We start from the raw sequence: 21,684 nt of genomic DNA on the forward strand, positions 1-21,684 counted from the left end.
GAGATGGAGGTTTCAAGCATGACAGTACAAAAAGCATTAACCATTGCTGGATCAGACAGCGGTGGAGGAGCAGGCATTCAAGCTGATTTAAAAACATTTCAAGAGCGTGACGTTTTTGGCATGTCTGTTATTACAGCTGTGACTGCACAAAATACAGTTGGCGTTCAAGGAGTTTATCCTTTAGAAGTAGAAGCAGTTGAAACGCAGTTAGATTCAATTGCCACTGACTTATTTCCTAATGCAGTGAAGACAGGTATGTTGTTCAGTGCTGATATTATTTACGCAGTGGCTCGTAAAATCAAACAGTACGGACTGCAAAATGTTGTAGTTGATCCCGTTATGATTGCAAAAGGCGGTCAGTCTCTTCTTCAAAGAGAAGCCGTACAGGCTCTAAAAGAATTATTGCCTCTTTGTGAAGTCATTACGCCGAACATACCGGAGGCGGAAGTCATCACGGGTAAAGAAATTCACACGATCGAAGACCGAAAAGAAGCGGCAAAACAGATTCATGAGCTAGGTGTAAAGCACGTGGTAATTAAAGGCGGACATGATCAATCTCATCAAGATATGATTGATATAGTGTATGATGGTCATACGTACGTTGAAATCACGCATGAAAAGATGAATACAAAGCATACACATGGAACGGGATGCACGTTTGCTGCTTGCGTCACAGCTGAACTAGCGAAAGGCAAAAGCGTGGTTGAAGCAGTTCAAATCGCTTCCGATTTTGTTCACTATGCGATTAAGCACACGCTTGAAATTGGTTCCGGGCACGGTCCTACTAATCACTGGGCGTATGGAAAATACTTTCGTTCAAACATATAAAAAAACGTGCCTACAATCTAGGCACGTTTTTTATGAAGAAGGAATATGGGTAGGAATCTCTCCATCGATGCCTAAATAATAATGTCTAAGGGGCTTTAAATTATCATCAAGCTCATAAACAAGCGGCACGCTTGTAGGAACATTCAAGTTCGCAATGCCATCAGGGGAAATGTTATCCAAGTACTGCATCAGAGCCCTAATCGTATTACCGTGAGCGGAAATAATAACCTTTTTGCCAGCTTTAATAGAAGGAGCAATAGTTTCGTCCCAGTATTCTAGAACCCGCTTTTCTGTATCAGCTAAGTTTTCCGTTACAGGAAATTGTCCCTTAGCTAATTCCTTATACTTAGGGTTGGAAGCTTCATAGCGAATATCTGTTGTCTCTAAAGCAGGAGGGCGTTCGTTCATCGACCTTCTCCACAAATGCACTTGCTCTTCTCCAAATTTTTTTGCGGTTTCTTCTTTGTTCAAACCTTGAAGAGCCCCGTAGTGCCGTTCATTCAGCCTCCAAGATTTATATACGGGAATCCACATGAAGTCCATTTGATGTAAGACAATCCACAGAGTGCGAATGGATCGTTTTAAAACAGAAGTATAGGCAATATCAAAAGTATATTCGTTTTTCTTTAGCACTTTTCCAGCTTCTCGCGCTTCTTGCAATCCATTTTTAGAAAGATCTACATCCGTCCAGCCTGTAAATTTATTTTCAAGATTCCACACGCTTTGTCCGTGCCGAATCAACACAAGTTTTATCATCGTGTTCTCCTTTCAACAGTGACTAAGGACTCTATTCTTTTTTATTATGAGAAGGAAAGAGTTTTTTATCCTAAAGCCGGGGAAAGGAGTTTTTATCATTTAGAAAAAGTGATGCCGAAAAGTAAAGCTTTAACTTTTTTACGCATATGATAAAAATAAAAAAGGGAAGGGAAGATAGTGAATGAGTGACCAAGAACGTCAGATTCAAGCGCTGCACGGCCAGATTGAAGATTTAAAAGAAGAAATGTATCAGATGAAGCTTGATATTAGCACATTAGAGAAAGAAAAAGGAAAGCCTGTTTTGACACCGGCTCTCGTTGGTCAAATAGGAGGTTTTGTTCTAGGTGGATTAGCTATAATCGGTATTTTCTGGATGTAGAACTTCTCGTTTTGAAAACGAAAAGTTCTCCTGATTTTTCAATAAGCAATTCCAACGCGGCATTTGGAAAACTTTTGAGCCCATATCTCATGGTAGGTAAAGTGAGCCGTATCTCCCGTTGAAATTTTAACGGCATCAGCTGGTAAAATATCTTTTTCCACTCGGTATGTGCCTGTTATTTCACCCTCAGGCAAGTATGTTGGGCATATAACCGTCCAGTTTAGATCACTTTCCTTCAAGTGTAAGTATCCTTTTAAATGATCTTCTGCTGCTCTCGTCGTTTTACGCTTTGATTCATTTGATTGAAAACGATACTTTTCTGGTTCTGTTCGTGATTGTAAGATGCCTGCAGTTCCAATAGTAAGAATACGATGAACGCCGTAATACTTCATGCTGTTTATAATAAGCGGCATACTTTTTGAAATCGTCTCTGCACCATCTGTATTTAACGCGCTGACTACGATATCTTGGTGCTTGAGGGCAAAGTTGATATTTTCTTGATGAAGTACATCGCCTTGTAAGATATGTAGGTTTGGATGACTAACCTGTAGCTTATTGCGGTCTCTAACAAGTACAGTAACGTCGTTTTCATCTTTTAGCATCATTTTTAATAAAGACTGTCCAACTCGCCCTGTAGAGCCTAATAGTAAAATTTTCATTGGCTACACCCCTCTATAAAAGATAGTATCTATTCTTTAGGATATACAATCTGTATACTTATTCATAATAAAAAGCATGCGTAGCATAAAGTAATACAAAGTTTATGAATGAAATATTCACCAACAAAAAAATTTGATATGATAAAAAGACAGAAAAATAAAAAAATAGGAGAGTGAATGTCTTTTGGGAGACTTGCCTCTGAATCAAATGATGATATTAGTCGTTTTGCTTATGTTATCAGCTTTCTTTTCATCTGCTGAGACAGCCTTTTCAAGCGTAAATAAAATTCGTTTAAAACATTACGCTGAGAAAAAATATCGGGGAAGTAAAAAAGCGCTGCATATTGCTGAACACTTTGAGCAGACGCTATCGACAATTTTAGTAGGAAATATTGTCGTAAACATTGCTGCGTCCTCTTTGGCAGCTAAAATTGCCCTCGATATGTTTAAAGGAAACCTAGCACTTGTGATTAGTATCATCGTTATGACCATCATCATTTTGATTTTTGGTGAAGTCTTGCCAAAATCGTTAGCTAAAGAGCATGCCGAATCTTTTGCGCTGATGATTTCTTCCTTGTTATTTATTATTATTAAATTGTTAACCCCGATTTCCTTCTTATTTTTACAAGTGAAAAAAGGAACTTCTCACTTGTTAGCGTCTGCTCCTACACCAACGATTACAGAAGATGAAATTAAAGTGATGGTAGATTTAAGCGAAGAAGAAGGAACGATTAATAATATTGAAAAAGAGCTAGTTCATCGTTCAATCAATTTTAATGACATTGTGGTGGGGCAAATTTTAAAACCTAGAATAGATGTCACAGCAGTTGACGTAAATGCCGATATTGATTCGGTTTGTCAAATGTTTCTTGAAGAGAGATATTCAAGAGTCCCTGTATACGAAGATCATATTGATAATATTATTGGCATTTTATCAGAAAGAGAATTTTTAACCTGTTTAGTCCAAAGAAAAGAGATTTCTATTCGTGATTTGTTGAGACAACCTATTTTTGTAGTAGAATCCATGAAAATATCTGTTCTATTGCCAGAGCTCCAAAAAAGTAAGGTTCACATGGCAATTGTAGTTGATGAGTTTGGGGGAACGGCCGGTCTTGTGACCTTAGAGGATATATTAGAAGAAATTGTAGGAGAGATTTGGGATGAACATGATGAAGCTGTTAAGTATGTACACCAGATAGGGGAAAAAGAGTACGAATTTAACGCCGACATCCCTATTGATGAATTTTTAACCTATATAGCGGTTAGTTCTCCTGACAGTACGTGTCATACCTTAGGGGGATGGATATATGAGCAGTTTGATCATATTCCTGCTAAAGGAGACTTTTTCTCATATGAAGAGATATTGTTTACCATTAAGGAAGTAGAAAATCGACGTATTCGCAAAGTTTCCGTAAAATCATTTGCGAATAAGAATGAGGAAGTTGATTAAAAGAAATTAGAAAGCGCTCCAAGAAATCTTGGAGCGCTAAAGCCATAATATGAAATTAGTTAATATTAGTACTTGCCGCCTAGGTTTTGCTCAGCTAATTGTACTAAACGTTTTGTGATTTCGCCACCAACAGATCCGTTCGCACGAGCTGTTGCATCTGGTCCTAAGTTTACACCAAACTCACTAGCGATTTCGAACTTCATTTGATCGATAGCAGCTTGAGCACCAGGCGCTACTAACTTGTTTGATGAATTTCTGTTTGATGCGTTTTGATAATTTGCCATGTGTATTCATCTCCTCGTTAGATAAAATAGATTGTAATGGTTGAGTTAGCTGGAGTTGAACCAGCCGAGCAGATGCATCGATTAGATCTGCTTGCCTACCGCGGCGTAACTCAATGCTTGCGAGCTGTTGTGCTCGGTTGTTACTAGTATTATGGCGAAAGGAAAAAAAACATATACATAGAAATTTGTTGGTAATTTATAGAAATTTTTGTGTGGAGTTTGATAAAGAGTAAGAGAGTTTTATTCCGTGCATATTATAGGTATATATTGATCAGGTAAAGCGAGGTGTGCGGATGTCGATTTGTTCCTTATGTAATGGGTTTAGTGATGTACAAATGACGTGCAAAACATGTGGAGGAGTGCTGGGGGATATGGGCAAAGTCAGCGATTATTTTGATGATTACAGTGCTTACATGGAAATCGATCAGTTAAAAGTAGAAAATGGGTATCCTAGTGACTTAGCAAATCACCAATGTATTCATCTCTTTTACTGCTCTACTTGTCACAGTGAAGAATTCAAGCAAATACAGGAATAAAAAAAGACCCCTAGGGGTCTTTTTTTATTCCTGCTCAGCACGGATGCGCTGTTCAGATTCTGCATCAAAGAAATGCGCTTTGTTCATATCTAATGCTAAGTCCAGAGACTGAAGCGGTTTAATATCTGTTCTTGAATCTACGCGTGCTACAAAATCTTGTCCGCCAAGTTTAGAATAAAGCATGGTTTCAGCTCCCATTAACTCGGATACATCGACTTTGATTGTAACTTTTGTGCCAGGTGAAGATTCAATAAATACAGGCTCATCATGGAAATCTTCAGGACGGATGCCTAAAATAATTTGTTTGTTTAAATATCCTTGCTCGCGAAGTATTTTCATTTTACCTTCCGGAACTGCAAGAAGAGAATCGCCTACTTGAACCTTTCCGTCTTTTAACGTTCCGGTTAAGAAGTTCATAGCAGGAGAACCAATAAACCCGCCTACAAATACATTTTCAGGTTTTTCATATACTTCTTTTGGTGTACCAACCTGCTGGATAATCCCGTCTTTCATAACAACCAGACGAGAAGCCATTGTCATTGCTTCGGTTTGGTCATGTGTTACGTAAATTGTCGTTGTACCCAAACGCTGGTGAAGCTTCGCAATTTCAGAACGCATTTGCACACGTAATTTCGCGTCTAAGTTTGATAAAGGTTCGTCCATTAAGAAGACCTTAGCATCACGAACGATTGCACGACCTAGAGCTACACGCTGACGCTGTCCGCCGGATAATGCTTTTGGCTTACGCTCTAAGTATTGCTCAAGTCCTAAAATACGAGCGGCATCTTTTACGCGGCGTTCGATTTCATCTTTTGGTAATTTACGAAGTTTTAAGCCGAAAGCCATGTTGTCATATACGCTCATATGCGGATACAATGCGTAGTTTTGGAATACCATTGCAATATCGCGATCTTTTGGAGCAACGTCATTTACACGCTTGCTGTCAATATAAAAATCACCTTTGGAAATTTCTTCTAGCCCTGCAACCATACGAAGCGTTGTCGATTTCCCGCAGCCTGAAGGCCCAACAAATACAATAAATTCTTTATCTTGAATGTGAAGGTTAAAATCTTTTACCGCCGTCACATCTTTATCATACATTTTATAAATATGTTCTAAACGTAATTCAGCCATTTCCATTTCCCCCTTGTATGTACTCTGTGAAACCGTTTTCTTAACTCTAGTGTAATTTTTTTTAATGAAACGGTAAATGGCAAACATGCACAAAAAAAAGAAAGAGTTTTCGTGCATTATTAACGAAAACCCTTTCATTTTATTCTCCATCTTGCAAATTTTTTAAAGCAAGAATGGCTAAGTAAGCAGACACAGCTCCTGTGAAGTGTTTGATATCAAGGTGTGTGCGATCAATAAATTTCTCAATTCTATACTGCAAGCTGTTACGATGCATGTACAATTTCTTAGCAGCAAGAGATACGTTTAAATTACATTCTAAATAAACTTTAATCGTTTCTAAAAGATCTCCATCATCTTTTACTAAGTCAAGTAAATGTATCATATGGTTTTGAATTGCCTCTGAAGACTCTTGCAGAACCAAATGGGGTAAAACGTCGGCAAAATGGATAACATGGTTTTGTTCGACTGTATGCTTAATTTGATAAAACCATCTCTTTTCACGCTCAAAAATTAATCGCGGTGAAGACGGAAAAAAGTGAATTTGTCCCTCAAAGAACTGAATCGAAGTTTCAAAATCATGACATAGCACCTCGATAGAATCTGATAAATTTTCAGTTAAGTCATTAGGATCATTAAAGGTTTCGATAACGATACCTGATTGTTTATCAATCCACAACACAGTAATCGAGGTAGAATACAAGGCGTGAAGCGCATTTTCAAACTCTATTTTTTGTTCAAACAAACGTTTAATTAAAAACTGGGTGAAGCGAAAAGAATGGTGCGTATGATGAGAGTGAATGACTTTTTCAGGTGCTTCAAATAACAGGTCTGACCAATACAATTGCTCTGGCGTCAGTAAAGAAACTTTCTCATCATAAGGGGTTAAAAAAGCAGAAAGTAACGCCTGCTCTTTTTGAGATAAAGCCGTGTGTTCAATTCCAATGAAGCCTTCATCACATGAAAACCATTTGTAACGCTCAAATTGAGAAGGGATTTTAGCCTTAATCATTTTATCCCCAAATAGTGTGTGCAGCTGTTTCATCTGTGCTCGTTCCCTTCGGTGAAAGCTTACTATTCATAAACATGAAAAAGCATAAGCTCATGAATATAATCAATTAATTGTGTTTCATCTATTTGATTAGAAAGCGCAGTTTTCCATACAATTTGTCCATCTTTTAAATAATCAGCCTCATAATAAACCCGATTCATATAAAACGAGATGTGCCAGCCCGGCATTCGATTATTTTGATACAGTGGTTTAACCTGAAAGTGTGAAACCATAAAGAAAATCTCCTTTCTCAATTAGTTATTATAAGCTTACCATGAGAAAAGGAGATGAAAAATCATTTAATCTAAAAATTTTGTTAATTTGTAAAATATGTTGCATATGTGTTTAGCACCTTGCGTTTGAATATCTGTTTCATCAAAAATCATCGGTTTTGCATTCACTTCAAACAAATAATACTGTCCTTGGGCTGACTTTGCCATATCAAGAGAAAATTCTTCAACCAGAGGGAAAGACTTTTGAAGGACTTGCCCGCACGTATTTACAAAGGACGAAAGAAAGGAAGTATCTACTTCATCTTCAAGATCTTGAAAAGATGAAATGCTGCCGCCGTTTAACGTATGTGTTGTAATGGATTGATAGGGACTATGTCGAATACCGACACCGCTAATAACATATCGGCTATCTTTGTGATGGGCTAAAATACGTAAGTCATAGCGCCTGTCTTTGAATGGTTGCGTCTCAATCGCTTCTTGAATGAGATAAGCAGACCTGGGAAGGTCAATTGCTTGTAAAGAAGAAAATTCTTCTTTGCGTTTATGATCTTGATAAATAATCGTATGCTTATGGGAAGATAATCGAAAAATTCCAGCACCTTTACTGCTGTTAATAGGCTTAAAGTAAAGGGAAGAGTGTTTTTGCAGAAGCTTAGCAATATCAATTTCTGGTGTTAAACGATAGGTTTTAGGAAGGTGAGAAGATAGCAGTGGATCCTTTGAAAATAATTGATATACTTTCCATTTTGAAAAAAAAGCGGAATTAAAAAGTGGGATGTGCTTGCCTTTAATTTTTTGATGTAAAGATGTCAGCTTCTTGGTTTCTGATTTTCTTCCTGGATAACGATTATATATAACGTTTGGCAGCGGCAAGGTTGTTTTGATCCACTGCTTTTTTGCACCGTCAAAGCAATACCCTTCAAAGAAGTGATGAGACATTGTTTCTTCAGCGAATAAAGCAAGAAGCCCTCCTTTTTCTTGCAGGGTATGATGTAAGAGTTCTAATAAAGGACGCTGTTTTACATTCAGTTTTTCCAAAACAGCTTTGTTCGTTAAAACCCCCACAATAGGACCAGCTTTTTCTCCTTTTAAACGAAGAAAAGCTTGAGTAGAAGAAATGTTTTGAGTAAAGGGAAGTTCAATGTCTTGAACTCCCCATGTGTAAGATGCTGAAGGGTTGTGATGAAACCACTGTTGCTCTTCTTTGTGATAGTAAATTGTAATCATATGCTGATGCCTTCAGGTGTATTTAGATAGTATCCAGATAAGTAAATCGCGTATTCTAGAGAAAGTTTTCTAGTTTGTTGGTCCGCTTTTCGTAAGGCAGGGTGTGAAAAAATAGAGCGACCGGGCTTAGAGTTAGCTTCAAACAGCCATACGTTTCCTTGATAATCCACTCCAAAATCGAATCCAAGCTCTCCAATTAATCCGTTCAACTCCTGTTCAAGCACATGACTAATTGAGATAGCGGCATCTTTTAGCTTATTTTCAATTTCTTTTTTGTAAGAAGGGTTAGTGAATATTTTGGCTGTAGCTTCAATTTCTCCGCCGTAATCAAGATGCGTAGTGATGCTGTTGGGACCGGCCACTTTAGCAGCTAGAGCAGTAAGCATCCATTGGTTATTCCCGTCTTTATTCGTATGCACGCGAAAGTCTACACAGCGCTTTTCTTTTTTGATTAATGAAATACCTTGCTGAGCAATGTAGGAAGGGTTAGTAAGTAAATATTCAAATTCTGATAATAGATCCTCTAAGGTTTCTTTTGCTTGAACATGAAGACCTTTTTCTCCTTTGTAAGTCAGCGTGTACATGGAATCCTTAAAAGATAGGGTATAAATGCCGCGGCCTAAGCTTCCGTTTTTCGGTTTTAAATAAACGGTTTGATGAAGAAGCAGAAGTTTCTTTATTTGCTCACACGAAGGACTTTCAACCGTGTAAGGTAACAAATAGGCTGTCTGCTCGTTCAGTTTTAAAAGCTCATGAATTTCCCACTTGTTGAAAAAATCAGGATTAAAAAATGGAATGCCGTAATCAGTCATCATCTTTTCTTTAATGAACTTAAAAGGAGCTAACCCCTCTGTTTTTCGATTTGGCAAACGATTATATACAACGTTAGGAAGCGGGATTTCATGCTGTGTCCAGCCGCTTTCTTCATAAAAATAGCCGTTTATGGTCCCGGTTTCCCAGTTGATATGATGAGTTCCAAAAATAAAAGGCAGGCCCCCGGTTATACTTGCAGTAGAAAGAAGTTTAGCTAAGTGAAGGGAACGCTTTCCAATTGGCCGCAGCAGAGAACCAGTAAAACCAGCGGATAACACACCGATTAAAGGTCCTAAGTGAATGGTCTCATTCACAATAATAGGATGCATCATATGGGCGAAAGGAATTTGAAGTTTTGTCATTAGCTCAGCTGAAATCTGAATTTCTTCACGTTCTGAAGATTGTATAAGGCATGGAGCTGTCATTGTTCCAAAGGCTGCTTGTTTCAAGGAGTCTTTGTAAAGAGATGCAGGAATAGAAAGATCGCAGCCCAGCTGCTCTACTACAACAAGGCGAGTAAGAGTTTTTTTCATAGCATTACTCCTTACGATACGATAGTGTGTTAGCTAAATAGACGCAGTAAGACAGGACATTTTTATACATGACTTCTTTTTGTTCAGGTGCGGTCTCCATTACTATTTTTCTTCCCGGTTTCGAATTTAAATCTAGAATCCAGATGCTGAAGTCTCTCGAGATACATAAATCAATACCTAATTCAAAAAGAGAAGGAAAGTGATTTTCCAGCACGGACGGAATCGTTTTACAAATGGTGCTGATTTCATCCATTACATATTGACGATGAACGCGAGGGATGCGAGGCAGCAAGTTCTCAAAAGGTACAATAGATGCTCCTGAACTTACATTTGTTACGATGGAGTCCCGTTCACCTTGTCTAATTCCTCTTCCAATTTCTTTCCAATTACCATCGTTTCCTTTTTGTAATAGCAGTCTTATATCAAAAGGAGTGCGTTCATAAGGGAAAAATGAAATATGGGGCTGAGCAATATACAGTACATCACGGGTCGTTTTCGTAAACCAGTTCTTAAACTCTTGAAAAGAGGAAAACAGAATGGTGTTTACAATGTCATTTTGTTGATAAGAAGCTTCAATTTCACGTCCGCGCTGTCTTAATTTCACAATTCCTTTACCTTGTGAGCCATTGGCAGGTTTAATCATTAGGCTATCGTTTGTTCGAAGCAGCTGAACAAGTTGCTCTACACTTTCGATTGGAGTGGTAGGAGGAATATATGAAGATAAATAGCTATCTTTTTTAATTACTTCATAGACATCTAGTTTATTGGGTAATCCATGGCCTAAAAATGTAACATCTTCCCGCTGTTTAAGCCAGTTTACAATAGGGCGAGCCTTTTTAGAAAGCGAGTCTTTTCGATAAAAGCAGCGATCGTAAATAAACGAAGGAAGTAAGAAGGAATCTTCTATCCATTTCTTTTGTTGTAAATCGTAGCGGAAGCCTTCAATATTTTCGGTGTTAGGATGAATGTTAAAAGGAGTAAAACGGTATATTTCAATCGAAAACTCAGAAGCATGTTTAGCAATTTCTGTCACGTACTCCACTTCTTGCTGTGGGTGAATCGTTAAAAAGCCTAATGAAATCATCGTAAATCCTCCTTGGGAAATTGAAAATTCGTTGCATGCAGACAATAGTCAAGCAGTGCTTTTGTTGATGGACGGACGGAGAAAGCGCTTGAATCGGATTGTTTGGAAGGTTTGACATTTACTTCAATAATCCAAGGCTTTCCTTCTTGATCAATCGCTAAATCAATACCGAATTCCGCATAAAGTTCAGACGGATGAGAAAGCTGTGTGCAAATTTCAATCGCAATCTCTTTTAAAAGTGAAAGGATATGGCGCGTAGTTTTTGAATCATAGAGCTGATTTAACACTTGATGAGGAGGATGAATATCTCCTCCACGGGCAAGATTTGAAACGAAATTGCCGGGTTTTGATACACGTGTGACAATGGACGTGATTTTCCACGTCAAGTCGTCTTTTTTATGACAGAGAATGCGGAAATCAAAAGGGCACTGTTTGTATGTCTGCAGTGAAATTCCTTCTTGGATGAGGAATCCTTGCCTTTTTAATTGACTATAAAGCGTTTCAAATAAGTCATAAAGAGATTCATATTCTTTTTCATACGTCTGCGTAAACGTTGTATAGTCTAAAATATACTTCTCTTTTTTTGAAATTTTAAAAATGTTTTTTCCTTGGCTACCATGAACGGGCTTCAAAAAAACATCGTCATGGAGTTCCAAAGCGTCAAGAAGATCTTGCCGTGAACGAAGCTGATACGTTTTTGGCAAATATGGAAGCAAGTGTACGACATCTTTAAGCTGTTGAAAAACCGTCCATTTATTTAAATAGCGTGCGTTAAAGAAAGGAACGTCATGTTCTTTTAAAAATGTTTTAAAGGTTTGAAAATCAGCGGTTTGCTCCGTTTTCCTGGCATGAATCCGATTGTGTACGATTCCCGGAAAGGGAACGTCTGAATAAACCCATCGATCAGCGCGATAAACATATCCTTTAGGGGATAATGACTGCACGTCGCTTAATTTGCTCACATAGCAAAAACACCCTAACTCCTTGCAAGCTTGAACAAATTCCTTACAAAATACAGAAATGGAGCCAAAGAGTTCTTCATCTTCTCGAACTTCTGTTACGATGCTAATTACGGGTCCCAACCTAAACGAGTTCTCTTCATAAATGCCTCTCAGCTGATGCGTTTCATAAGGAAAGCGAAAGTCTGTAAATAGAGCTTCTGACATCATGAAACAGCATTCTCGATGCTGAAAAACGGTGGCTTCGACTTCTTTCGTAATGGAGCCTACTGTTAGCGTAAACTCGTGCTTGCACTTCACGCGGGAGAACAGAGCAGAACTAATGTAAATGTCGCTGCTCATATGGTTCTCTAGTGGTTTTAGAGAGATGGTAAAAGTATTCATAAACGAATCCTCTTTTTCTTTCCTTTAGTAGGCGAATGCTGATATATACTATGAGGAATTAGCCCAATCTGTGAAGAGAATTTATCGTTTTCTGAGAAAATAAAGGTCTTAAGCTGAATTTTATATAATAATTTGTTATAGTTAGGGAAGTCAAGAAATTATAGAACTTAATTAGGAGGAACTTAACGTGTCTGTAAACTTACATGATGTAGCAAATGATTTAGAAAAAGCAATTCGTCAAAGCGACGATTACACAAACTTAAAAAACTTATATGCAGCAGTAAACGCTGATCAAGGTTCAAAACAATTATTTGAGCGTTTCCGTACAATGCAAATGGAGCTGCAACAAAAGCAAATGATGGGCCAAGAAATCACTGAAGAAGAAGTTCAGCAAGCTCAACAAACAGTTGCAATCGTTCAACAAGATCAAAATATTGCGAAGCTAATGGAAGCTGAGCAGCGTATGAGCATGGTAATTGGTGAATTAAACAAAATTATCATGAAGCCACTTGAAGAACTTTACGGTGCGGCTGAATAAGAGATAGAGGAAAGAGGAAAAGAGAAATCTTTTCCTCTTTTTTTTGTGCGGAAATTCCTTCTAATTGTGCAGTTCTGCTCATAAGCTTAGTAACAAGGCTACACATGCCGACTATCATGAAAAGGTCATTTATAACCGTATCCTAACGGATTAGACATCTATGAAAGAAGGGGTTCTCATATGGCTTATCGATTGCTAGCGTTGAATATTGATGGAACCATTTTAAATAGCCAAGGGCGCGTTACAAAAGAAACGAAAGACGCAATTCAATTTGTGAAAAATAAAGGGGTTTACGTTACGTTAGTAACAAACAGGCATTTTCCGTCTGCTAAAAAAATTGCTCGGTCACTTAAAGTTCATCCAGCAATGCTAATTACTCATAGCGGTGCCTTTATCGGAACATCGATAGACAAACCGATACTAGATAAGAGAATTAGCGAGGAAAAAACATTTAATCTCATTCAGCTTTTTGAAAATTTTAATTGTCATGTCCGCATTTTGCATGAAAGGTTTTCAATTGGAAATCGTGTAAAGCTTCCTAATAATATTGTAGCTAAAAGTGTGTTAAAAACGGGAGAACCGCTCTTTTATCCCGTGCAGTTCGTAGATTCATTAGGAGATACGCTTCGTGATGAACCTGTTTCTACGCCAAAAATAGAAGTGTATTTTGCAGATCGTAGAGAAAAAGAATACGCGGAGCAAACAATTGCTAGTGCAGTTCCGGATATTGAATGGTTTTCGTATCCAAATGAAAATAGATGTTATATTACGCCAAAAGGAGCCACAAAAGCTGCAGGCGTTCGTTATGTAGCAAATCGTCTAGGGATACCAATGGAAGACGTAGTAGCAATTGGAAATTGCTATGATGATTTAGAAACGATTGAACATGCAGGAATGGGTGTGGCCATGGGCAATTCACCAACAGAATTAAAAATGCTTGCGGATTGGGTTACTCGTTCTAATAATGAAAATGGTGTAGCCTATATGGTAAAAGAATTATTTAGAAAGCAGCAGCGCCTTGGTTATCTTCATCAAATTGACAGCTTTCGTTTAAAATAAATAAAGGAAAAAAGAGGCTAGTACAAAAGTAGTTTAGCCGAAGGAAGATCCGAACGATGAATCGAGATTCTTGATAGAGAATCCAATTCGTTCGGATTTTTTTATTGGAAGAGTGGACGTAGGTTTCATATATGTAGATAATTCTAGCTGTTGACTGGAGGACAAGGCGAAGACTTCTGCGCGAAAAGCGTAAGCGACGAGAAGGCTCATCGGCCGCCCGCGGAAAGCAAAGCCTTGCCTGGAAATCAACAAGTGTAACAAGCGGTTCAGCTCATGTATCTCATTTGTTCGTCTTTAGATTGAATGAATGTAGTTATGGTTTAGTCTCTTTTTTCCGTTTGTTTCCTGTCCGCGCATTCCCTTGAGCTGAGCACCTTGACCGGACATACGTAGGTTTTGTAAACTGATTACTTAGATAGAATTGATTTGAAAGGTGATTATATTGAACATTTATATAAAAGGTATAGAAGATGAGCGTTTTTTACGTCCGCTTCACCGAATTTCAGATTTGTTTTTTGAAGAAAGCAATGTCTCCTTTGAGGATGATAACGAAGCTCAGCTGAAGGTCGAAGTAGAGCTAAAAGTACATGAAGAAATTTATGCGAAAGCAGTGCTGCATGACGCTGAAACGGACAAGGTGTTTACAGAAGAGCTTTCTAAATCGTTTACGCCGTATGAAACAGAAAAAGAAGAATTTAAGCAAATAAAAAATGTGGTGCTTCGCGTCTACTTATCTGTACTACAGGAGTATACAAGCATCGTTCAAAAATGGGGTATTTTGACCGGTATACGCCCGACGAAGCTGCTTCATATGAAACTGCAGTCAGGCAAAAGTAAAGAACAAGCGCATCGTGAGCTAAAGGAAGAATATTTAATTACCGATGACAAAATTAATTTAATGCAGCATATTGTAGATCGTCAACTAGCAGCTATTCCCGATTTACATGAGTTAAAGAATGAAGTCAGCATTTATATAGGCATTCCGTTTTGTCCGACGAAGTGTGCATACTGTACATTCCCAGCCTATGCGATTAACGGACGTCAAGGATCCGTTACGTCATTTTTAGGCGGCTTGCATTATGAAATGCGTGAAGTAGGAAAATGGCTAAAAGACAATAACGTCAAGATTACAACCGTCTATTATGGTGGAGGCACACCAACGAGCATTACCGCTGAAGAAATGGACATGCTGTATGAAGAGATGTATGAATCGTTCCCGGATGTACAAAATATCCGTGAAATTACGGTAGAAGCAGGAAGACCCGATACGATTACGGAAGAAAAACTAGCTGTTTTGAACAAATGGAATATTGACCGGATTAGTGTAAATCCGCAGTCTTATATTCAAGAAACCTTAAAAGCTATTGGACGCCATCATACAGTTGAAGAAACTATTGATAAATTTCATCTTTCTCGAAAAATGGGGATGAATAACATTAACATGGACTTAATTATTGGGCTTCCAAATGAAGGTGTAGAAGAATTTCAGCATACGCTAGACGAATCTAAAAAATTGCTTCCTGAATCTTTAACTGTTCATACGCTATCGTTTAAACGCGCGTCTGAAATGACTCAAAATAAACGGAAATACAAAGTGGCAGATCGCTATGAAATTGGTGAAATGATGGATTTAGCAACCGAGTGGACTCAAGAACAAGGGTATGAACCTTATTATTTATATCGCCAAAAAAATATTTTAGGTAATTTAGAGAACGTTGGATATTCATTCCCTGGTCAAGAGAGCCTGTACAATATTATGATCATGGAAGAAAAGCAGACGATTATTGGTCTTGGATGCGGGGCATCAAGTAAGTTCGTGCATCCAGAAACAGGCATTATTACAAGGTTTGCGAATCCAAAAGACCCAAAATCGTACAACGATGGATTCGAGCACTACACACAAGAGAAACTCAAGATTTTAGATGAATTATTTATGAAATAAAAAGGTCACTTTTTAGTGATCTTTTTTTATTTCCGGCAGGGAAATGTCGGAATATGTTGAATATATAAAAAAGTTGTAAGCGTTTTCTTATTATGGCGATGCGAGGTGCCGCTTAATGATGAATGTACAGTTAACCGTACCATCTATGATGGAAAGAGCTGAAAAGCTGTTTAGTAAAAAAGAAGTGATTTCTAAATCTTCAAAAGGAATTCAGCGTTTAACTTATAACCAGTTAATAAAACGGACTCGGCAACTCTCTAGTATGCTAGAACAAATCGGAGTGAAGCGAGGAGAAAGAGTCGGGACGTTTGCATGGAATCACCATAGACATCTAGAGGCTTATTTCGCCGTGCCCGGAATAGGCGCTGTTCTTCACACCATCAATATCCGGTTAGATCCTGAGCAAATTGTATACATCATTAACCATGCACGCGATAAAGTTATTTTATTTGATGAATGCTTTTTACCTTTATTTGAAAGTATTCATCAAAAGCTTCCACATGTTGAAGCCTATATCATTATGTCAGATGAAGATGAACTGCCAGAAACAGGCTTGCCAGTTTATCATTACGAAAATTGGATTGAGCGAGGGGATGCATCGCATTCTTTTGTTCAAGATTTAAACGAAGAAGAACCGGCAGGTCTTTGTTATACCTCTGCTACTACAGGAGAGCCAAAGGGCGTTGTATATTCTCATCGCGCTATTTATCTGCACTGTATGGCGCTAGGGCTTGCTGATAGTGCTGGATTATCAGAAGCTGATACTGCTATGCCTATCGTTCCAATGTTTCACGTGAACGCATGGGGAATTCCTTTTGCTGCCGTTTGGTTTGGAACAAAGCTCGTGCTGCCGGGTGCTTTTTGTACTTCAGAGACGATTGCTTCTCTGATTGAACAAGAGAAAGTAACTCTTGCTGCAGCTGTGCCTACCGTTTGGCTAAATTTTTTACAAGAGTTAGAAGAAAAACCTTACGCAGTTGACAGTTTGCGAGCTATTTTATGCGGTGGATCAGCGGCTCCAAAAAGCGTCATTCGAGAATTTCAGGAAAAATATCAAATTGAATTTATGCATGCATACGGAATGACGGAAACAAGCCCTGTGGTGACCGTCTCCCGCTTGAAAAGCTATCAGTACAGCGAAGACTTTGAGTATCAGCTCAACGTAAAAGCAAAGCAAGGTTTCTTAGTTCCTGGGGTTGAAATGAAAGTAATAGGTCAAAATGGAGAAGTTGCTTGGGATGGAGTGGAAATGGGTGAGCTATTACTAAAGGGGCCATGGGTAGCTTCTGAATATTACAAAGATAAAAGAACAGAAGATACGTTTAAAGACGGCTGGCTGTATACCGAAGATATTGTGACGGTTGACGAAGAGGGAACAATCAAAATCGTAGACCGAACAAAAGATTTAATTAAAAGCGGAGGAGAATGGATTTCATCGGTTGATCTAGAAAACGCTCTTATTGCCCATGAAGCTGTTTTTGAAGCCTGTGTCATAGCAGTCCCTCATAAGGTGTGGCAAGAGCGTCCAGTGGCTTGTGTCGTGTTAAAAGATGCATACAAAGGTGTCGTTTCATCAGAAGAGCTGCTCGGATTTTTAGCGCCGCAGTTTGCAAAATGGTGGCTTCCAGATGACATTTTATTTATGAATGTAATTCCAAAGACAACGGTAGGAAAATTTTTAAAACGTACGCTTCGTGAACAAGTCCTTAATCATTATCAGAAAGGGTGAGTAAGATGACCGTCGAATTAAAAGTAGTAGAACTAGTTTTGCAAGAGCGTATCGCCACAATTTCGTTTAACAGGCCGGATGCCTTAAATGCATTAAACGAAGAAGTGCTAGAGCAATTTATTCAATGTTTAAAAGTTGTCGAAGAAAGCGAAGCGGACTTTTTAATAGTAAAAGGAAACGGAAAAGTATTTTCAGCAGGCGGAGACATTAATATGATGATGTCACCTTCACAATCAGAACGTTTTGAGCAGGTGATGGATTTGATTAATGAAGCCGTGCTGACTTTATACAGCCTTCCTCAAATGACGATAAGTGTACTGCACGGTGCGGCAGCAGGGCTAGGGCTCAGCATTGCGCTTGCTTCTGATTATATTATTGCAGAAAGACACACAAAAATTGCGATGAACTTTATCGGTATTGCTCTAATTCCAGACGGAGGCGGTCACTTTTTACTAGAAAAGCGCATCGGTGCTCATCGTGCAAAACAGCTAATTTGGGAAGGAAAGACATTAAAAGCAGAGGAAGCTCATCAATTTGGCATAATTGATGAAATAAAAGAAGGAGATTTGGCGAAGCATGTAGAAGATTATCTCTCATATTGGCTAAAAAAACCTTCACGTGCTTTGAAGGAAACAAAGCGAATTTATGTGGAGACATCTGTTTCACAATTAAAGCAAGTGCTCGCGCTTGAGAAAAGAAGTCAGTTTGCTATGAGCCAAAGTTCGGATCATAAGGAAGGTGTACGTGCGTTTCTGGAAAAGCGAGCGCCTGTTTTTAATCAAAGTGAAAAAGATATTTCCGAAAATTAAGTGAACTAGTTTAAAAGCCAATATTTTTGTCTATCATATTGATAGAGCATGTTTAAAAGTTGCAAAACAGTGGTAACACAAGATAATGTAGAAACTAATGAGGTGATTGGAAATGAACAAAACAGATTTAGTAAACGCAGTGGCAACAAAATCAGAGTTAACAAAAGCAGATGCATCTAAAGCAGTTGATGCATTACTAGAAACAATTTCATCAACGCTAGGTGAAGGTGAAAAAATTCAGTTAATCGGCTTCGGTACATTTGAAGTACGCGAGCGTGCTGCTCGTACAGGCCGTAACCCTCAAACGGGTGAAGAAATGCAAATTCCAGCATCAAAAGTACCGGCATTTAAAGCTGGTAAAGAACTAAAAGAAGCTGTAAAGTAATATAAAACGCCGGAAAGCTAAACCTTTCCGGCGTTTTGTATTAACGATGAAACAATACAAGTTTTCCGCTAGAGCTAACGCATCGATGCGTTTTTTCTAAATAGGAAAGCTCTTCTAACTTCTTGGTGCCGATAGTCTTTGCTTCTGTCTCAGAAGCTGCTTCAAAACTTTCATCTATTAATTTTTCTCCAGTCTTTTCAAAAGCGGTTAATGTGTAAGTACTCATAAAATCTACTCTCCTCTTATAGTATAATTGTAAGCGTATTCAACATATTTCTCGTCCTATTCCTCTAAATCCTGCTAAGGTTTACAGATATCATTTTTTTCCATACAATAAACATAGGTTTATTTACAAAGGAGGAATTAAATGTCTCTTTCTATCCGTGAAGTTTCAAAAAGGTACGGTGAATTTACAGCTGTAAATGAGCTATCCTTGCAAATTCCAAAAGGCGAAGTGTTTGGTTTTTTAGGTGCAAACGGTGCTGGCAAAACGACGACGTTTCGAATGATTTTAGGGCTCATTGAACCAACCTCAGGTCACATCCAATGGAATGATAAATCTTTAACTTACAGTAGAAGTCATCTAGTTGGGTACCTTCCAGAAGAAAGGGGATTGTATCCGAAATTAAAAGTCAAAGATCAGCTTGTGTACCTTGGACGGCTGCGCGGAATGAAAAAAGCGAACGTGCTGCAAGAAATGGAGCACTGGTTATCTCGATTTAATATTCCTCAATATGCTTCGAAAAAAGTAGAAGAGCTATCCAAAGGAAATCAGCAAAAAATTCAATTTATTGCCTCCGTTATTCATCGGCCCGAGCTGCTTATTTTAGACGAACCTTTTAGCGGTTTGGATCCTGTAAATGTAGAGGTATTAAAAGAAGCGGTGCTTGATTTGAAAAAGCGCGGAACGACGATTGTTTTTTCAAGTCATCGAATGGAACATGTGGAAGAACTTTGTGAATATTTATGTATTATGCATCATGGCACGCCTGTTGTGTATGGAAGGCTGCCGGAGATCAAGCGTTCATTTGGCAAGAAAAACGTCATTGTACACGGAAAAGGTCCGTTTGAGAGAATTACAGAGCTTGAAGGCGTTGTAAAGGTGAAAAAAACGGTTGAAGGCATAATTGTTCAAATTCAACATGAATCCGTATCGCAGCTCATTTTTCAAGAACTTAAACACTTTTCATTTGTATCTAAATTTGCAGTGGAAGAGCCTTCATTAAATGATATTTTCATTGAAAAGGTAGGTGCTTCCTATGAATAAATTTTGGGTCATTGTCTTTCATACATATCTTAATAAATTAAAAACAAAATCTTTTATTATTACGACGATTATTACTGCTCTTATTCTAGTTGCTCTTACAAATATGGAGAAAATTATCGACGTTTTTAATTCAGACGATAATGGAACAAATGTGGGTGTCATCTACGAAGTGGAAAGCGTATATACGTTGTTCAAACAAAATGTAAATGTCATGGATAAAGACATTCATTTAAAAGAATTTACGTCTGAGTCTAAGGCAAAACAAGCGGTAGAAAGCGGGGAGCTCGATAGCTATTTACTTTTATCCTTAAACGATAAGCAGCTGCCTCAAGCTGTGTACAAAGCTAACTCTTTGGCCGAATCAAACCTTTCTTCTACCTTAGAACAGGCGGTACAGCAAACAAAAGTGGCTATGGCTACAGTAAAAATCGGGTTAGAAGAAAAGCAAATTGATCAGCTTTACAGCCCTGTTTCATTTAAAAAGAAAGCGTTAGTTGAAAATGCTAAAACAGAACAAGAGCTAAATCAAGCAAGAGGTCTTGTGTATGTGCTGCTGTTTGTTATTTATTTTGCCGTTATCATGTATGGGAGCATGATTGCGATGGAAGTAGCTACTGAAAAATCATCCCGCGTTATGGAGATCCTTGTATCGAGCGTATCACCTATTACACAAATGTTTGCTAAAATCATTGGAATTGCACTGCTCAGCTTAACACAGCTTGCAGTGATACTGAGCGTGGGCTACACATCATTAAAAGCCAGTGTGGAAACAAATCATAACGGTATCTTTTCTTACCTCGGATTTAATGATGTTCCGCTGACTACATTCGTGTATGCATTTGTCTTTTTCATATTGGGGTACTTCCTTTTTGCTACGCTGGCGGCTTTTTTAGGTTCTCTTGTGAGCCGTATTGAAGATGTACAGCAAATGATTACGCCCATGACCCTTGTGATTGTGGCCGCTTTTTTAATTGCTATGTTTGGACTTGGTGATCCTGAAACCACAATCATTACGGTCACATCTTTTATCCCGTTTTTTGCTCCGATGATTATGTTTTTGCGTGTAGGTATGTTAAATGTTCCTATGTGGGAAGTGAGTGTATCAATAGGGATTTTAGTTGTGACAATTACTGCTTTAGCTATATTTGGTGCCCGTGTGTATAAAGGAGGAGTCCTTATGTATGGGCAATCTTCCTCTTTTAAAGATATTAAAAAGGCGCTGCAGCTAACGAAAAAAGAAACATAAAGAAGTGAGAGGCTGAGACAAAAGTAGTTTAGTTGAAGGAAGGTCCGAACGAACAACCTAGATTCTTGATGGAGAATCCAACTCGTTCGGATTTTTTTATTGCTATGGTAACCATAGTTTTCATATATGCGGCTGCTTCTAGCTTTGTATTGGAGAGCAAGACGAAGACTCCTGAGGGGAAAAGCGGAATAGGTGAGACCCCCGCAGGAACGGAGGCGACGAGGAGGCTCAGCGCCCTCCCGTAGAAAACGAAGGCTTGCACGGAAATCAACAGCGGTGTCTCGAGCAGTTCAGCTCCTTTATCCAATTCGTTCGTCTTTAGATTGCATTGATTTTGTTATGTCGCAATCTCATCTTTTATGAAAAAGCGTCTACCCGTGCATTCGGTGCCAAGCGATGGTA

Annotated in this window: 23 protein-coding genes; 12 read left to right on the forward strand and 11 right to left on the reverse strand. The window is 38.4% G+C overall.

From position 1 onward, the window contains the following. Window positions 1-18: 18 nt before the first annotated feature. The gene (thiD, locus tag AC2YJL_RS23955; RefSeq protein WP_251569048.1) at window positions 19-828 is read left to right on the forward strand and encodes a bifunctional hydroxymethylpyrimidine kinase/phosphomethylpyrimidine kinase; all 810 of its coding nucleotides are present in this window, start codon (window positions 19-21) and stop codon (window positions 826-828) included. A 30-nt stretch (window positions 829-858) separates the two neighbouring features. Here the strand turns inward: thiD and gpmA are convergent, their stop codons facing one another. Continuing rightward, window positions 859-1,584 carry a 2,3-diphosphoglycerate-dependent phosphoglycerate mutase gene (gpmA, locus tag AC2YJL_RS23960; protein WP_195695456.1) on the reverse strand — a complete coding sequence of 242 codons (726 nt, stop codon included), beginning with the start codon at window positions 1,582-1,584 and terminating at the stop codon, window positions 859-861. A 181-nt stretch (window positions 1,585-1,765) separates the two neighbouring features. On the opposite strand from gpmA, the gene AC2YJL_RS23965 reads away from it, so the two are divergent. Next, entirely contained in the window at window positions 1,766-1,963 is a 198-nt protein-coding gene (locus AC2YJL_RS23965; RefSeq protein ID WP_016762958.1) for a hypothetical protein, read from the forward strand. Between the two features lie 38 nt (window positions 1,964-2,001). Here AC2YJL_RS23965 and AC2YJL_RS23970 read toward each other — a convergent pair whose 3' ends face one another. Further along, the gene (locus tag AC2YJL_RS23970) at window positions 2,002-2,622 is read right to left on the reverse strand and encodes an NAD(P)-dependent oxidoreductase (protein WP_013081655.1); all 621 of its coding nucleotides are present in this window, start codon (window positions 2,620-2,622) and stop codon (window positions 2,002-2,004) included. 184 nt (window positions 2,623-2,806) lie between these two features. Here AC2YJL_RS23970 and AC2YJL_RS23975 point away from each other — a divergent pair, with 184 nt between their 5' ends. Then, window positions 2,807-4,072: a hemolysin family protein gene (locus AC2YJL_RS23975; RefSeq protein WP_369361675.1), complete on the forward strand. Its 1,266-nt coding sequence runs from the start codon at window positions 2,807-2,809 to the stop codon at window positions 4,070-4,072. 65 nt (window positions 4,073-4,137) lie between these two features. On the opposite strand, the gene AC2YJL_RS23980 is transcribed toward AC2YJL_RS23975, so the two are convergent. Next, complete coding sequence (locus tag AC2YJL_RS23980; RefSeq protein WP_013055290.1) at window positions 4,138-4,356, reverse strand: alpha/beta-type small acid-soluble spore protein; 219 nt, start codon at window positions 4,354-4,356, stop codon at window positions 4,138-4,140. A gap of 371 nt (window positions 4,357-4,727) precedes the next feature. Between AC2YJL_RS23980 and AC2YJL_RS23985 the strand changes: the two genes are divergently transcribed. Further along, window positions 4,728-4,892 (forward strand): hypothetical protein, encoded by a 165-nt coding sequence (locus AC2YJL_RS23985; protein WP_308201975.1) that lies wholly within the window; start codon window positions 4,728-4,730, stop codon window positions 4,890-4,892. 24 nt (window positions 4,893-4,916) lie between these two features. On the opposite strand, the gene AC2YJL_RS23990 is transcribed toward AC2YJL_RS23985, so the two are convergent. The 7 genes from AC2YJL_RS23990 to AC2YJL_RS24020 form a co-directional block, all read right to left on the reverse strand. Beyond that, the gene (locus tag AC2YJL_RS23990) at window positions 4,917-6,026 is read right to left on the reverse strand and encodes an ABC transporter ATP-binding protein (RefSeq protein WP_016762961.1); all 1,110 of its coding nucleotides are present in this window, start codon (window positions 6,024-6,026) and stop codon (window positions 4,917-4,919) included. 139 nt (window positions 6,027-6,165) lie between these two features. After that, window positions 6,166-7,068 carry a PucR family transcriptional regulator gene (locus AC2YJL_RS23995; protein WP_195695453.1) on the reverse strand — a complete coding sequence of 301 codons (903 nt, stop codon included), beginning with the start codon at window positions 7,066-7,068 and terminating at the stop codon, window positions 6,166-6,168. 29 nt (window positions 7,069-7,097) lie between these two features. After that, window positions 7,098-7,307, reverse strand: coding sequence for a YheE family protein (locus AC2YJL_RS24000; RefSeq protein ID WP_013055294.1), 210 nt, complete (start codon window positions 7,305-7,307; stop codon window positions 7,098-7,100). A 66-nt stretch (window positions 7,308-7,373) separates the two neighbouring features. Further along, window positions 7,374-8,534 (reverse strand): YheC/YheD family endospore coat-associated protein, encoded by a 1,161-nt coding sequence (locus AC2YJL_RS24005; protein WP_251569044.1) that lies wholly within the window; start codon window positions 8,532-8,534, stop codon window positions 7,374-7,376. Next, window positions 8,531-9,880, reverse strand: a complete 1,350-nt coding sequence (locus tag AC2YJL_RS24010; RefSeq protein WP_195695451.1) for a YheC/YheD family endospore coat-associated protein — start codon at window positions 9,878-9,880, stop codon at window positions 8,531-8,533. The genes AC2YJL_RS24005 and AC2YJL_RS24010 overlap by 4 nt, the downstream gene beginning before the upstream one ends. A 4-nt stretch (window positions 9,881-9,884) precedes the next feature. Then, on the reverse strand, window positions 9,885-10,964 hold the full coding sequence (locus AC2YJL_RS24015) for a YheC/YheD family endospore coat-associated protein (RefSeq protein ID WP_195695450.1): 1,080 nt from the start codon (window positions 10,962-10,964) through the stop codon (window positions 9,885-9,887). Then, entirely contained in the window at window positions 10,961-12,307 is a 1,347-nt protein-coding gene (locus tag AC2YJL_RS24020; RefSeq protein WP_153253350.1) for a YheC/YheD family endospore coat-associated protein, read from the reverse strand. Before AC2YJL_RS24020 ends, AC2YJL_RS24015 begins: the two co-directional genes overlap by 4 nt. A 187-nt stretch (window positions 12,308-12,494) precedes the next feature. Between AC2YJL_RS24020 and AC2YJL_RS24025 the strand changes: the two genes are divergently transcribed. From AC2YJL_RS24025 to AC2YJL_RS24050, 6 genes are all read left to right on the forward strand, one after another. Further along, window positions 12,495-12,845 (forward strand): YlbF/YmcA family competence regulator, encoded by a 351-nt coding sequence (locus AC2YJL_RS24025; protein WP_013055299.1) that lies wholly within the window; start codon window positions 12,495-12,497, stop codon window positions 12,843-12,845. Between the two features lie 180 nt (window positions 12,846-13,025). After that, window positions 13,026-13,904, forward strand: a complete 879-nt coding sequence (locus tag AC2YJL_RS24030) for a Cof-type HAD-IIB family hydrolase (RefSeq protein ID WP_013055300.1) — start codon at window positions 13,026-13,028, stop codon at window positions 13,902-13,904. Window positions 13,905-14,346: 442 nt separating this feature from the next. Next, window positions 14,347-15,846, forward strand: coding sequence for a coproporphyrinogen III oxidase (locus AC2YJL_RS24035; RefSeq protein WP_050689465.1), 1,500 nt, complete (start codon window positions 14,347-14,349; stop codon window positions 15,844-15,846). A 115-nt stretch (window positions 15,847-15,961) separates the two neighbouring features. Further along, complete coding sequence (locus tag AC2YJL_RS24040; protein ID WP_251569041.1) at window positions 15,962-17,575, forward strand: long-chain fatty acid--CoA ligase; 1,614 nt, start codon at window positions 15,962-15,964, stop codon at window positions 17,573-17,575. A 5-nt stretch (window positions 17,576-17,580) separates the two neighbouring features. Then, window positions 17,581-18,384 (forward strand): enoyl-CoA hydratase, encoded by an 804-nt coding sequence (locus tag AC2YJL_RS24045; RefSeq protein ID WP_013055304.1) that lies wholly within the window; start codon window positions 17,581-17,583, stop codon window positions 18,382-18,384. A 112-nt stretch (window positions 18,385-18,496) separates the two neighbouring features. Continuing rightward, window positions 18,497-18,769, forward strand: coding sequence for an HU family DNA-binding protein (locus AC2YJL_RS24050; RefSeq protein WP_013055305.1), 273 nt, complete (start codon window positions 18,497-18,499; stop codon window positions 18,767-18,769). A 40-nt stretch (window positions 18,770-18,809) separates the two neighbouring features. On the opposite strand, the gene AC2YJL_RS24055 is transcribed toward AC2YJL_RS24050, so the two are convergent. Continuing rightward, window positions 18,810-18,995, reverse strand: coding sequence for a YhzD family protein (locus tag AC2YJL_RS24055; protein ID WP_013055306.1), 186 nt, complete (start codon window positions 18,993-18,995; stop codon window positions 18,810-18,812). A gap of 141 nt (window positions 18,996-19,136) precedes the next feature. On the opposite strand from AC2YJL_RS24055, the gene AC2YJL_RS24060 reads away from it, so the two are divergent. Both AC2YJL_RS24060 and AC2YJL_RS24065 read left to right on the forward strand, forming a co-directional pair. Further along, window positions 19,137-20,036: an ABC transporter ATP-binding protein gene (locus tag AC2YJL_RS24060; protein WP_050689469.1), complete on the forward strand. Its 900-nt coding sequence runs from the start codon at window positions 19,137-19,139 to the stop codon at window positions 20,034-20,036. Next, window positions 20,029-21,282: an ABC transporter permease gene (locus tag AC2YJL_RS24065; RefSeq protein WP_251569040.1), complete on the forward strand. Its 1,254-nt coding sequence runs from the start codon at window positions 20,029-20,031 to the stop codon at window positions 21,280-21,282. The genes AC2YJL_RS24060 and AC2YJL_RS24065 overlap by 8 nt, the downstream gene beginning before the upstream one ends. The last annotated feature ends 402 nt before the right edge of the window (window positions 21,283-21,684 follow it).

Source organism: Priestia sp. SRI_019 (genome assembly GCF_057586255.1).